Raw genomic sequence first — 13,169 nt, 5'->3', positions numbered from 1 at the left:
CCCCGCTGCGTCGGCTCCCGCCGCTCCTCTCAAGGTGCTGATCTCGGGCGCGAGCGGCATGATCGGCTCCGAGCTGACCCGGCAGCTGCGCGCCGACGGCCACGAGATCTTCCGCCTGGTGCGCCACGCGCCCGAGAGCGCGGACGAGTACCACTGGGCTCCGACGTCGCACATGCTCGACTTCAGCGTGCTGGACCGCGTCGACGCCGTGATCAACCTCTCGGGCGCCTCGATCAGCCGCCTGCCGTGGACCTCGTCCTACAAGCGCGAGATCCTCGACTCGCGCGTGCAGGCGACGCAGACCATCACCGACGCGATGCGGATGGCCGCGACTCCCCCGTCGATCCTGCTCAACGCCTCGGCCGTGGGCTTCTACGGCGACCGCCCCGGTGAGGAGCTGACGGAGGAGTCCTCGCGCGGCGACGGGTTCCTGGCGGACGTCGTCGAGCGCTGGGAGCAGGCGGCGCACCTCGCACCGGAGTCGACCCGCGTCGCCACGATCCGCACCGGTCTCGTCCTGGGTCGCGGCGGAGCACTCAAGCCGCTGCTCCCCCTGACGAAGCTCGGCCTCAGCGGTCCGCTCGGCGGCGGCGAGCAGGTCTGGCCGTGGATCAGCCTGTACGACGAGGCGGCGGCGATCCGCCACCTCCTGACCTCGACGCTCTCTGGTCCCGTCAACCTCGCCGGGCCGACTCCGGCGACCGCGAACGAGATCATGAGCACCCTGGCCGAGCAGCTGCACCGGCCGTTCAAGCTGCCGGTGCCCGAGAAGGTCATCGAGCTCGCACTGCGCGACGCCGGCCACGAGCTGCTGCTCTCGAGTCAGCGACTCGTCCCGCAGCGCCTCCTCGACGACGGCTTCGTCTTCCGGCACCGCACGGTCGCCGAGGCGCTGGAGTGGGTGCTGGCGTGAGCGCCGACGCTCCGGCTCAGGCCGGAGCGTCCTTCTCGAGGCCGATGGAGGTCCGGATCGCTCCGCGGGCGCGCTTGCGGTCGCCGCTCGCGTCGTAGGCGAGCCCGAGGCGGTACCAGGCGCGCCAGCTCTTCGGATCGGCGTCGACCTCGGCGGCGTAGCGCGGGAAGAGGGTGTCCGCCTCCTCCCGGAGCGGGCGCCCGCTCGCGCGGGAGTCGAGGACCTCCTGCGGCAGCGCGTCCTCGGCCTCCAGCCGACGGGCGAGCCGCTCGGCGCGCAGCCCGAACAGCAGCTCACGCACGAGGCCCCACACGCCGACACCGCCGAGGATGAGCAGTCCGAGACCCATCACGATGCCGGGGACCGTTCCCGCCGCGAACGCGACGACGGAGTACTGCAGGCAGACGAAGAGGTAGAGGGCGAGCAGGACCGCCATCAGGACGACGCCGATGCGGGTCCTCACGGGGTGCTCGTCGCGGCGGCGGCCTGACCGGAGGGTGCGTCGTCGGCCGGGACCTGCTCGGCCGGGGCGCGCTCGGCGAGGGGCGCCGCATCGAAGGCCGCGCGGAGGTCGAGCAGGGCGTCGAGTCCGACGACGACGCCCGTCGTCGAGCGCACCGCCTGCAGGGCCTTCAGGATGCCCGCCTCGTACGACGCCGGCGACGACGTGTCGTGCCGGAGCGTGACCGTCTCTCCGGTGCCGCCGAAGACGACCTCCTGGCGCGCCTCGACCCCGGGCAGCCGCAGGCTGTGCACGGGGATGCTCGCGACCTGCTGCCCGCGGGCGCGCTGGTCGGTGTGCGGCGCCTGCACCGGTCCGAGCTCGGCCCGGGCCTGCAGGATGAGCTCGGCGGTGCGGACGGCCGTGCCGGAGGGCGAGTCGACCTTGCGCGCACCGTGGGTCTCGACGATCTCGACGGCGTCGAAGAAGCGGGCGGCGACCGTGGCGAGGGCGGTGGCGACGACGGAGCCGAGCGAGAAGTTGGGGATGATCACCACTCCCGCGTCCGGCTGCTCCTCGACGCTGCGCCGCAGCGCCGCGATGCGGTCGCCCGTCCATCCGGAAGTCCCGACGAGCACCTTCCGGCCGTTCGCGACGGCGAGGTCCACGATGCCCTGGCTGACGGCGGGCACCGTCATGTCGACGACCACGTCGGCAGCGAGCATCTCGTCCGGGTCGCTCCGGGAGCCGAGCCGGGCGACCAGCTCGAAGTCGTCGGAGGCCTCGATGAGCGAGCAGGTCAGGGAGCCGAGTCGGCCGGACGCGCCGACGACGGCGACGGAAGTAGTCACCCGGCCAGCGTAACAACGGCGGTGCTCACGAGGGCAGGCGCCGCACCAGCGTCAGCACCGGCGCTCCCGAGACCGGGTGCGCGAACGGCGCACCGGACGGCGTCCATCCGCTCGTCGAGTAGAGGCCGCGTGCGGCCGTGTTGCCCTCCAGCACGTGCAGGACCGCCTCGTCGGCCACCCGCGCGGCCGAGTGCTCCGCCTCGAACAAGAGCGCGCGTCCGAGGCCGCGGCCCCAGCGGTCGGGGTGGACGGCGAGCATCGAGAGGTACGCGGCGCCCGGCGGGTCGGTGGCGAACCCGGTCCCCGGGGCTCCGACGAGCACGAAGCCGACCGGCGCGCCGTCCTCGTCCGCGACGAGGAACGCGATGCGCTCGGAGCCGAGCTTCGCGAGAGCCCGGGCGCGGACGGCGGGGCCGACAGGCGCGCCGTCGCGCGCCCGGGCCGAGTCGCACCAGAGGTCGACGCACGCCGCCTCGTCCTCGGAGCATCCCGGCCGCAGCACGGCGCTCAGTACGGCTGCGCCTCGGGCAGTCCCGTGCGCAGCTCCACCGGGAGGTGCGCGAGGTCGTTGTGCACGACGAGCACGGGGGGCTTGCGCGAGCGGACGCGGATGATGGTCAGGCCGCAGTTGGCCTGGTTGACGCCGAGCCAGCGCCAGTCCGGGGCGTCGAAGACGTGGCGGACGAACCAGCCGATCACGAAGTTGTGGGTGATGAGGAGATCGTGCCTGTCCTCGCGCGAGGGGGCGAGGAACTCGGAGACGGCGTCCTGCATCTGCGCGTGGCCCGCCTCGATCTCGGCCGGAGTGACGCTGCCGAAGAACGAGTCGAAGGCGCGCGGCATGTCGGGGGTCGGCCCGGACGGGATGCAGTCGAACAGCAGCGACGACGGCTCGATCGAGAGCCCGGGCAGCACCGCCCGGAACCGGGCGGCGGTCTCCTCCGCCCGACGCAGCGGGGAGTGCCAGGCGCCGGTGAACGGGACGCCGCCGAGCCGCTCGGCGATGAGACGGGCCTGCCTCTCGCCCCGGGCCGAGAGCGGGCCGTCGGGCATCCCGTGCTCGGCGTCCTGCTGCTCGCCGTGACGGACGAGGTAGATGTAATGGGACACGTGGGGCTCCCCCGGGTGCGGCGCGACGGTGCGCGGTGGGCGGTCGTTCGCGAGAACTGTCGTTCGCGAGAACGGATCAGACGGCGGGAGCGCTCTCGGTGTCGACGACTCCGACGAAGGTCGACGCGTCGACCGCGCCGACCGCCGAGATCGACGCAGGCCCCCCGGCCAAGTCTGCCGCGAGAGCCTGGACATCCTCCGCGCCGACGCGCGCGAGACGGCGCAGGCTCTCGTCGAGGTCGACGAACTCGCCGAACGTCAGCTCGGCGCGGCCCAGCCGCGACATCCGCGTGTCGGAGTCCTCGAGCGCCAGAGCCGCGGCACCGGACAGCTGCCCGTGCGCCCTCGCGATCTCGTCGCGGGAGACACCGTCCTCGGCGAGGCGGTGGAACTCCGAGACGAGCAGCTCGGCGACGGTTCCCGCCTTGGCCGGCGTGCTGGCGGCGTACAGACCGAAGAGGCCGGCGTCAGAGTACGACGGTGCGAACGAGTAGACCGAGTACGCGAGGCCCCGCTTCTCGCGGATCTCCTGGAAGAGTCGGGAGGACATCCCGCCGCCGAGGATCGAGTTGAGCACCCCCATCGTCATGCGGCGCTCGTCGGCGGCGGCGAGGCCCGGGAAGCCGATGAGGACGTTGGCCTGCTCGGTCGGCCGGTGCACGAGCGAGAGCGCGCTGCCGCGCGCGTACGCCGCCTCGCGGCCCACGCGCCGGGCGACGGGCGCCGACGGCACCGAGAGGTCCCAGCCGTCGGAGTGGAGCACGCGCTCGAGCTGCGCCACGAGCGACTCGTGCTCGACGGCTCCGGCGACCGTCACGACGAGGTCGCGCGGGCTGTAGGCGGCGCGGTAGTGGGCCCACACCGCCTCGCGCGTGGCCTCGCGGATGGTCTGCGGGCTGCCGCCGATCGGACGGCCGAGCGGGTGCTCGCCGAACACCGCCTCGAACAGGCGCTCTCCGGCCACATCGGCCGGATCGTCGTCGGCCATGGCGAGCTCCTCGAGGATGACCCCCCGCTCCGTCTCGAACTCGTCGGGGTCGAGGAGGCTCGACGTCACCATGTCGCCCAGGACCTCGACGGCCATCGGGAGGTCGCGGTCCTGCACTTTGGCGTAGTAGCAGGTGTACTCCTTGGCGGTGAGCGCGTTGTGCTCCCCGCCCACCGAGTCGAAGGCCACGGCGATGTCGAGCGCCGAGCGCGAGCGCGTGCCCTTGAAGAGCAGGTGCTCGAGGAAGTGGGTCGAGCCGAAGTTCGACGGCGCGGCGGGGCGGTCGCCCTCTGCAGCGCGGGCGGGCTGCTCGTCGCGCGACCCGGCGGCGACCCAGAAGCCGATGGTCGCGCTGCGGGCGCCCGGGACGGCCTCGCTCAGGATGCGCAGGCCGCTGGGCAGGACGGAGCGGCGGACCAGCGATCCACCTGCCGCCCGGACCGTCGTCTCGGGCTGGTCGAGGGGAAGTGCGACGCCGTGGTTCATCCGACCCACACTAGATGACCGGGCGCCGACGTCGGCGTTGGGAGGCGGGTCAGCGCTGAGCGCGCTCGAGCGCCGCCAGGTGAGGAGCATCGAGCTCGATCGAGACGGCGCGCACGAGCGTGTCGATCTCGGTCGGCGAGGACGGCGCGACGGATGCGGCCGTCACGCCGGGGCGGGCGAGCAGCCAGGCCAGCGCCACGGCCGCGGTGCTCGCCGACAGCTCGGCGCCGATCGCATCGAGCGCCGTGAGGACCCGCCGCCCGCGCCGACCCAGGTGCACCGATGCCAGAGCGCCCTCGGGCAGCGCGCGCAGCTCGCGGCGGGTGCGCGCCGAGCCGTGCAGGAACCCGTGCGCGAGAGGAGCCGTCGAGACGACCGAGAGGCCCTGACCGGACGCCACCAGCCCGAGGTCCCCCTCGGCCTCCGAGCGCTCGAGCAGGCTGTAGCGGACCTCCACCCCGGCGAAGCGGGGCAGGCCGTGCCCGGCGAGCACGCGCGCCTCGAAGAGCTCCTCGGGCGCGAATCCGGAGGCGACGACCGTGTGGACCTGGCCGCGGGCCAGCAGCACCTCCACCGCACTGAGGAGCTCGTCGAGGCGCCCGGCGCCGTCGGGGCGCACGGAGAGGACGTCGAGGCGATCGGTGCGCAGGCGCCGCAGCGACTCCTCCACCCGGGCGACGAGGGCGCGGGGCGAGGGCTCGGCGCCGGCCCCGGGTCCCAGGCGGCCGAGGAGCTGGAAGCGGTCGCGATCGCGGTGGCCCGCCAGCCAGCGCCCCACCGTCTCCTCGCCCGCGGCCGAGGCCGCGGTGTCGGTGACCACGACGCCGTTCCCGCCCCACGCCGCGTAGCGCTCGAGCAGCTCGGGGCCGCCCTCCGCGCCCCGGCGACCGAGGACGGCGGCGTCGAGCAGGAGGGGGAACAGCGCCTGAGCGGAGTCGCCCAGCGAGCGGCGCACGGTGTGGGCGACGACCGGACCGGTGTCGCCGACGGACCCCTCGGACGCGGTGGCGAGTGCTCCGTGACGCGAAGTCCTCACCGTCGCGCGGGCCTTCAGCCTCGGCACGCCACCACTCTCCCTGCGGCGGCTCGGGTCCCGCCACGACCGAGAGTAGTCGAGCGCCGAGCGGGCGCCGCGAGGCGGTACGGGACGGTTCACCAGATCGTTACACGGGCGACTCCTCCCCCGCTGCGAAGCTCCTCCGCTGTCCACCGATGACGGTGCGGCGCCCCCTTCGCGACCACGCGCCGGGGCTAGATTCGGGCCTCATGGAGCCCCTCACCCCGCCCCCGTCCGCACCCTGGTGGACCAGCGCCGTCGTCTACCAGATCTACCCCCGCTCGTTCGCGGACTCGAACGGCGACGGCATCGGCGACCTCGGCGGCATCCGCTCCCGACTCGACCACCTGGCCGATCTCGGCGTCGACGTGGTGTGGCTGTCGCCGGTCTACCCGTCGCCGCAGCACGACAACGGCTACGACATCTCGGACTACGAGGACATCGACCCCCTCTTCGGCGACCTCGCGGAGTTCGACCTCCTGCTCGCCGAGGCGCACGAGCGCGGCATCCGCATCGTGATGGACCTCGTGGTCAACCACACGAGCGACGAGCACGCGTGGTTCGCCGAGTCGCGCTCCTCGCGCGAGAACCCGAAGCGCGACTGGTACTGGTGGCGGAAGGGACGCGCTGCGGCGGGCGGGTCGCCCGAGCTCGACGCGGCCGCGGAAGCCGGCCTGGAGGTCGCCGAGCCCAACGGCTGGCGCTCGTACTTCTCCGGCCCTGCCTGGACGCGGGACGCCGCGACGGACGAGTACTTCCTCCACCTGTTCGCGGTGCAGCAGCCCGACCTCAACTGGGAGAACCCCGAGGTGCGCCGCGCGGTGCACGCGATGATGAACCGCTGGCTCGACCGGGGCGTCGACGGCTTCCGGATGGACGTCATCAACCTGGTGTCGAAGAACCTCGACGAGATCGACGGGACGGGCGGCGGGAGCGGCATCGTCGGCGGAGTCGGCCCGCGGCTGCACGAGTACCTGCGCGAGATGAACGAGGCCGTGTTCGCCGGCCGCGAGGGCGCGTACCTGACGGTCGGCGAGATGCCGGGAGTGACGCTCGAGGAGGCCGCCCTCGTCACCGATCCCGAGCGCCGCGAGCTCGACATGGTGTTCCAGTTCGAGCACGTCGGCATCGACCACGGCGTCGACAAGTTCCACCCGGTGCCGCTGGACCTGGTCGCGCTCAAGGCGAATCTCGCCCGCTGGCAGGACGGCCTCGCCGAGCGCGGCTGGAACAGCCTCTACCTGAACAACCACGACCAGCCGCGGCTGGTGTCGCGCTTCGGCGACGACGGAGTGTTCCGCTACGAGTCGGCGACGCTCTGGGCCACCCTCCTGCACCTGCAGCGCGGCACGCCCTACATCTACCAGGGCGAGGAGATCGGCATGACGAACGTGCCCTTCTCGGGCATCGAGGACTTCCGCGACGTCGAGTCGCTGAACTACTACGCCGAGGCGGTCGGCGACCGCGGCGAGGACCCGGAGCAGGTCCTGGCGGGACTGCGCGCGCAGAGCCGCGACAACGCCCGAACCCCGGTGCAGTGGGACGGCACCCGGAACGCCGGGTTCACGACGGGCGAGCCGTGGATCCCGGTGAACCCCAACTCCGCCGAGCTGAACGTGGCCGCCGACCGCGCCGCGGAGCGCTCGGTCTTCGAGTACTACCGGGCGCTGATCGCGCTCCGGCACGCCGACGAGACGGTCCAGCTGGGCCGGTTCTCGCTGCTCGAGCCCGAGCATCCGGCACTCTTCGCGTTCACCCGCACCGGCGCGAGCGAGCTGCTCGTCGTCGGCAACGTCTCGGGAGGGCCGCTCGAGGTGCCGCTGCTCGAGGAGTGGACGGACGCCGAGACGGTGCTCGGGAACGTCCCGGGTGCCGCGGGAACCACGCTCGGTCCGTGGGAGGCGCGCATCCTGCGCCGCTGACCGGGGGCGGGGGTCCTCGGGGACCCCCGCCTCACGCGGAGGCGCGGTCGAGCTGGGCGATCTCGCTGCGGGTCAGCGGCAGGGCGGCCGCTCCGAACACGGACTCGAGCTCGGCGGCGCCCCGTGCGCGGACGATCGCGGCCGAGACCTCCTGGTGCGAGAGCACCCAGGCGAGGGCGACGGTGCCGGGGTTCGTGCCGTGCGCCTCGGCGACCTCGTCGAGGACGGCCAGCACCTTCGTGCCGTGGCGCCCGACGTAATCGAGGGCCGCCTCGAACATGACCGACTGCGGCTCGTCCGAGCGGTGGCGCAGGACACCCGTGAGGAAGCCGCTCGCGAGCGGCAGACGCGCGAGCGTGCCCAGGCCCTGGCGCTCCACCTCCGGGGCGACCTCGGACTCGTAGTGCTTGCGCTCCATGAGGTTGTACTCGGCCACCACGACAGAGAAGACCGGGAGGCCCTGGAGGGTCGCGACCTCGTGTGCGCGGGCGAGAGCTTCGCCGCTGAAGTGCGCGGCACCGAGGGCGCCGACGGAGCCGTTCGCGAGGAACGGGGCGACGGCCGCGAGGCTCTTCTCGATCGGCACCTCCGGGTCCTCGCTGTCGAACGAGAGCAGATCGATGCGGGTGCCCAGGCGCTCGAGGCTGCCCTCGACGGCTGCTCGCACATCTCCGGGCGCCAGGCCCGGTGCATCCGGGTGGCGGCCGACCTTCGTGGCGACGAGCATGCGCTCGCGAGCACCGCTCGCCTCGAGCCAGCGCCCGATCATGTACTCGCTGCGCCCCGTGGCGTAGTGGTCGGCGGTCGAGATCAGCGTGCCGCCGAGCGCGGCGAACGCATCGAGCGCCTCGGTGGTGTCGTCGATGCCGGCGGCCCAACCGAAGACGGAGCCGTCGAGGGCGAGCGGGTGCACGGGCAGGCCGGTGAGACCGAGAGTGCGGTGGGGCCCAGGAGGCGTCTCCGGCTCGAGGGCCAGGGGCGTCGGGTCGGTCACGGTGTTCCTCCGGTCGGGGCGGTGCGACGGCGCGGTTCCGCCACGCTACCTCATCGGCCCGGGAACGACGGACGCCCGCCCCACCGGAGTGGGACGGGCGTCACGACGTGCGGGAGGGATCAGCTCTCGACGGGAGCCTCGACCGGCGCCTCGGCGTCGGCCTCCTCGGCCACGACGGGCGCGAGGGACAGCTTGCCGCGATCGTCGATCTTGGTGATCTGCACGAGCAGCTTCTGGCCGACTCCGAGGACGTCCTCGACGTTCTCGACGCGCTTGCCACCGGCGAGCTTGCGCACCTCGCTGATGTGCAGCAGTCCGTCCTTGCCGGGCAGCAGCGAGACGAACGCGCCGAACGTGGCGAGCTTGACGACGGTTCCGAGGAACTGCTCGCCGACCTCGGGGTTCGTCGGGTTCGCGATCGCGTTGACCTGGGCACGGGCGGCCTCGGCCGACGGTCCGTCGACGGCGCCGATGTAGACGGTGCCGTCCTCCTCGATGGAGATGTCGGCGCCGGTCTCGTCCTGGATCGCGTTGATCGTCTTGCCCTTGGGGCCGATCAGCTCGCCGATCTTGTCGACGGGGATCTGCACCGAGATCACGCGGGGCGCGGTCGGGGCCATCTCGTCGGGCTGGTCGATCGCGGCCGTGAGCACGGCGAGGATCGTGCTGCGCGCGTCCTTGGCCTGCTTGAGCGCGGCGTCGAGGACCGACGACGGGATGCCGTCGAGCTTCGTGTCGAGCTGGATCGCGGTGACGAACTCGGCGGTGCCGGCGACCTTGAAGTCCATGTCGCCGAGCGCGTCCTCGGCGCCCAGGATGTCGGTCAGCGCCGCGTAGCGGGTCTGACCGTCGACGACGTCGGACACGAGGCCCATCGCGATGCCCGCGACCGGGGCGCGCAGCGGCACACCGGCGTTGAGGAGCGACAGGGTCGAGGCGCAGACGGAGCCCATCGACGTCGAGCCGTTGGAGCCGAGAGCCTCGGACACCTGGCGGATCGCGTAGGGGAACTCCTCGCGCGAGGGCAGCACCGGCACGAGGGCGCGCTCGGCGAGGAAGCCGTGCCCGATCTCGCGACGCTTCGGCGACCCGACGCGACCGGTCTCACCGGTCGAGTAGGGCGGGAAGTTGTAGTGGTGCAGGTAGCGCTTCTTGGTGACGGGCGACAGCGAGTCGATCTGCTGCTCCATCTTGAGCATGTTCAGCGTGGTGACGCCCATGATCTGGGTCTCGCCGCGCTGGAAGATCGCCGAGCCGTGGACGCGCGGGATGACCTGCACCTCGGCGTCGAGCGGACGGATGTCGGCCAGGCCGCGACCGTCGATGCGGACGCCGTCGCGGAGGATGCGTCCGCGGACGACGACCTTCGTGACGCCCTTGTAGGCGGCGGAGACCTGTCCGTAGGCCTCGGCCGAGAGCTGACCGGACGCGATGCGCTCGGCGATCTGCTCCTTGACCTTCGCCTTGAGGACGTCATCGGCGTCCTGGCGCTCGGTCTTGTCGGCGATCGAGTAGATGCGGACGAGCTCGTCGTAGCTGAGCTCGGCGACGTTGTCGTAGGTCTCCTGCGCGTAGGGCAGGAACACCGGGTAGTCCTTGACGGGCTTCGCGGTGTTCGCGGCCATCTTCGCCTGCGCCTCGACGAGCGCGCGGATGAAGGGCTTGGAGGCCTCGAGGCCCTGGGCCACGACGGTCTCGTCGGGCTTGGTGGCGCCCGCCTTGATGAGGTTCCAGGAGCCCTCGGTCGCCTCGGCCTCGACCATCATGATGGCGACGTCCGAGGATCCGTCCTCGTTGGTGACGACGCGGCCCGCGACGGTGAGGTCGAAGACGGCGTTCTCGAGCTGCGAGGCCTTGGGGAACGCGATCCACTGGTCGTTGCCCGAGCCGTCCGACATGAGCGCGAGGCGCACACCGGCGATGGGGCCCGAGAAAGGCAGTCCCGAGATCTGGGTCGAGGCGCTCGCGGCGTTGATCGCGAGGGCGTCGTAGAACTCGTCGGGAGCGATGCTCAGGACCGTGATGACGATCTGGACCTCGTTGCGCAGGCCCTCGACGAACGAGGGGCGCAGCGGCCGGTCGATCAGACGGCAGACCAGGATCGCCTCGGTGGAGGGGCGGCCCTCGCGGCGGAAGAACGAGCCGGGGATCTTGCCGGCGGCATAGGAGCGCTCCTCGACGTCGACGGTCAGCGGGAAGAAGTCGAAGTTGTCCTTCGGGTTCTTCGACGCCGACGTGGCCGAGAGGATCATCGTGTCCTCGTCGAGGTACGCGGCGACCGCTCCCTGAGCCTGCTGCGCGAGGCGGCCGGTCTCGAAGCGGACGGTGCGGGTGCCGTACGAGCCGTTGTCGAGAACGGCTTCGGCGAATGTGATTTCAGGACCTTCCAAGAGGTTCTGTCTCCTTCAACGTATGCAGCGGCGCCCGTTCTGGGCACCGGCGTTCGTCGGGGCAGAGTTCCGGTCAGGAATCGAGACGATTCCACGGCAGGGCGTCGCGCCGTGCCGTCGTGTGGAGGGCGTTCGTGCTGGCCACCAGTAGAAAAGCTCCGGGTCGCCTCCTGTGCGACGACGCCGCACCTGTGAACCGGGACTCCACCACCGAGGACCAGCTTCCTGCCGGCCTGCTCCGTGGTTCGAACCCGGTGACGGCCGGCGGCCGCTGCGGATTCGGAACCGGTTCATGCTATCAGGGCGGGTGCTCCAGGGCCAGGAAGCCGGACGCCGCGCGGTGCAGGGTGCCGGTCAGCCGCGGGTCTCGTGCATCAGGAGCTGCACCCGGAGCGCGCCCTTGACCGTCACGATCCGAGCGGGCACGCGAGGCTGCTTCCCCGCCTCCGACAGTCGCGAGAGTGCCGCGTCGACGACGTTCTCGAGCCCGCGCGGCACGAAGCCGACGAGGTCGGAGGGCCGGTGGTTCGCGAACAGGCGGACCGGCATGGGCGCGTCCACGCGCTCCTCCTCGAGGGTGCGGCGCGGGATGACCGCCGTGATCTCGTCCTCGCCGAGCGCGAGCACCCGGGCGAGCTCCTCCTGGTGCGGCGTGCTGTCGGCGAGGGTGAGCAGCGTGTCCCCGCGGCGGGACTTGGGCAGGAGGTCGTAGTCGTAGTCGTCGAGCTTCCCCGATCCGCGGTCGTTCGCGGGCAGGGGGTTCTGGTCGTCGCGGTCGCGGCCGAAGGAGAAGAGCTTCATGCCCCCATTGTGACCGCCGACGGGCCTGCGCGAGGTGCCCGGATCAGGCTCGGGAGCGGAGCATCCGGCCGATCGCGGCGAGCACCAGCACCAGCACCACGGCGACGAAGGCGAGGAGGACGGGGACGGCGGGCAGGAACGCCAGCGCGGCGCCGATCGCGAGGACCGGCACCGCGAGACCGAGGTACGCCGCGAGGAACATGCCTGCCAGCACCTCGCCGCGCGCGGCGTCGGAGGCGAGGGAGCCCGCGACCGCGAGGGACAGGCGGAAGAGGAGCCCGACTCCGGCGCCGGCGAGCACTCCCCCGGCCACGAAGGGCGCGACGGCGGCGGCGACCGCGCCGACCGCGACCAGGACGAGGCCGACGGTGAGTGCGGCCGCCGAGAGCAGCAGCGCCGGGCGGGCGGACAGCCGTGCCGACACCAGCTGCGCCACCGCTCCTGCGGCGAAGACCCCGAACGACACCGCGCCGGCGAGCAGGTGCGACGTCTCGCCGAAGCGGACGGCGAGGAAGGTCGGGGCGAGCGAGGTGAAGAGGCCGAAGACGGCGAAGCCCGCGAACGCGCCGACCGCGGCCGAGAGGAAGGCGCCGCGCGACTCGGCGGGGACGGCGAGCCGCTGCGGGCGGTAGGCGGGCAAGATCTCCCGGCGCTCGACGGTCTCCGGCACCAGCGCCACTGCGACGCCCAGCACGACGAGCAGCACGAGGAAGACCTCGTAGGGCACGACGAGCGGCCGGTCGACCGTCACGGCGAGGATCCCGCCGACGAGCGGGCCGAGCGCGAGTCCGCCCATGTTGACGAGGGTCGAGACGGCGCGCGAGGTTCCCGGGCCCTCGTCGGGACGCGCCACCGCGCGCAGCTCGGACAGGTGCGCGGTCGCGGTCGCCGTGAGGGCGCCGACTCCGAGGCCGGTCAGCAGGCGTGCGACGAGCAGCCCGGGCACCTCCGGCCAGAGCAGGAACACGACGGCGGCGAGCACCTCCACGAGGATCGACGCGAGCAGGATGCGGCGCCGGCCGAGCCAGTCGCTGACGTGGCCCGCGAGGAAGAGGCTGGCGACGACTCCGACCGCGTAGGCGGCGAAGACGACCGTCACGACGACGGCGGGGAAGCCGTCGCGCTCCTGGTAGATCGCGTAGAGCGGGGTGGGGACCGTCGAGAACGCCATGACGGTCAGGAAGGCGACGGCGATCACCCAGAAGCCGTGCCGGT

Annotated in this window: 12 protein-coding genes; 2 read left to right on the top strand and 10 right to left on the bottom strand. The window is 72.5% G+C overall.

Features of this window, described 5'->3' with window-relative positions:
- Window positions 1-913, top strand: a 913-nt coding sequence (locus IOC53_RS17610; protein ID WP_242683495.1) for a TIGR01777 family oxidoreductase, incomplete at its 5' end; no start/stop codon positions are given.
- 16 nt (window positions 914-929) lie between these two features.
- Here IOC53_RS17610 and IOC53_RS17605 read toward each other — a convergent pair.
- The 6 genes from IOC53_RS17605 to IOC53_RS17580 all read right to left on the bottom strand — a co-directional run bounded on the left by IOC53_RS17605 (window position 930) and on the right by IOC53_RS17580 (window position 5,853).
- The gene (locus tag IOC53_RS17605) at window positions 930-1,376 is read right to left on the bottom strand and encodes a hypothetical protein (protein WP_207407778.1); all 447 of its coding nucleotides are present in this window, start codon (window positions 1,374-1,376) and stop codon (window positions 930-932) included.
- A complete protein-coding gene (dapB, locus tag IOC53_RS17600) occupies window positions 1,373-2,206 on the bottom strand; it encodes a 4-hydroxy-tetrahydrodipicolinate reductase (protein ID WP_207407777.1) in 834 nt (277 codons plus the stop codon). Before dapB ends, IOC53_RS17605 begins: the two co-directional genes overlap by 4 nt.
- Window positions 2,207-2,231: 25 nt before the next feature.
- Window positions 2,232-2,708 carry a GNAT family N-acetyltransferase gene (locus IOC53_RS17595; protein WP_207407776.1) on the bottom strand — a complete coding sequence of 159 codons (477 nt, stop codon included), beginning with the start codon at window positions 2,706-2,708 and terminating at the stop codon, window positions 2,232-2,234.
- Between the two features lie 5 nt (window positions 2,709-2,713).
- Window positions 2,714-3,316: a histidine phosphatase family protein gene (locus tag IOC53_RS17590; protein ID WP_207407775.1), complete on the bottom strand. Its 603-nt coding sequence runs from the start codon at window positions 3,314-3,316 to the stop codon at window positions 2,714-2,716.
- Window positions 3,317-3,392: 76 nt separating this feature from the next.
- Entirely contained in the window at window positions 3,393-4,790 is a 1,398-nt protein-coding gene (locus IOC53_RS17585; RefSeq protein ID WP_207407774.1) for a pitrilysin family protein, read from the bottom strand.
- Between the two features lie 49 nt (window positions 4,791-4,839).
- Window positions 4,840-5,853, bottom strand: a complete 1,014-nt coding sequence (locus IOC53_RS17580) for an aldo/keto reductase (protein ID WP_207407772.1) — start codon at window positions 5,851-5,853, stop codon at window positions 4,840-4,842.
- A 203-nt stretch (window positions 5,854-6,056) separates the two neighbouring features.
- Here IOC53_RS17580 and IOC53_RS17575 point away from each other — a divergent pair, with 203 nt between their 5' ends.
- Window positions 6,057-7,769: an alpha-glucosidase gene (locus tag IOC53_RS17575; RefSeq protein ID WP_207407770.1), complete on the top strand. Its 1,713-nt coding sequence runs from the start codon at window positions 6,057-6,059 to the stop codon at window positions 7,767-7,769.
- Between the two features lie 31 nt (window positions 7,770-7,800).
- On the opposite strand, the gene IOC53_RS17570 is transcribed toward IOC53_RS17575, so the two are convergent.
- The 4 genes from IOC53_RS17570 to IOC53_RS17555 form a co-directional block, all read right to left on the bottom strand.
- Window positions 7,801-8,763, bottom strand: a complete 963-nt coding sequence (locus IOC53_RS17570; RefSeq protein ID WP_207407768.1) for an aldo/keto reductase — start codon at window positions 8,761-8,763, stop codon at window positions 7,801-7,803.
- Between the two features lie 119 nt (window positions 8,764-8,882).
- Window positions 8,883-11,153, bottom strand: coding sequence for a polyribonucleotide nucleotidyltransferase (locus tag IOC53_RS17565; protein ID WP_207407766.1), 2,271 nt, complete (start codon window positions 11,151-11,153; stop codon window positions 8,883-8,885).
- A gap of 354 nt (window positions 11,154-11,507) precedes the next feature.
- Window positions 11,508-11,954, bottom strand: coding sequence for a hypothetical protein (locus tag IOC53_RS17560; protein WP_207407764.1), 447 nt, complete (start codon window positions 11,952-11,954; stop codon window positions 11,508-11,510).
- A gap of 43 nt (window positions 11,955-11,997) precedes the next feature.
- Window positions 11,998-13,169 (bottom strand): MFS transporter (locus IOC53_RS17555; protein WP_207407762.1); only part of this gene is annotated, 1,172 nt, incomplete at its 5' end.

The sequence above is a fragment of the Rathayibacter sp. SD072 genome (assembly GCF_017355185.1).
Classification (GTDB): Bacteria; Actinomycetota; Actinomycetes; order Actinomycetales; family Microbacteriaceae; genus Rathayibacter.
This window is presented reverse-complemented; position numbering and strand designations above follow the sequence as displayed.

Coding starts and splice junctions, on each gene's coding strand:
- IOC53_RS17585 (WP_207407774.1), bottom strand. CDS start 4,790: ATGAACCACGGCGTCGCACTTCCCCTCGACCAGCCCGAGACGACGGTC.
- IOC53_RS17575 (WP_207407770.1), top strand. CDS start 6,057: ATGGAGCCCCTCACCCCGCCCCCGTCCGCACCCTGGTGGACCAGCGCC.
- IOC53_RS17560 (WP_207407764.1), bottom strand. CDS start 11,954: ATGAAGCTCTTCTCCTTCGGCCGCGACCGCGACGACCAGAACCCCCTG.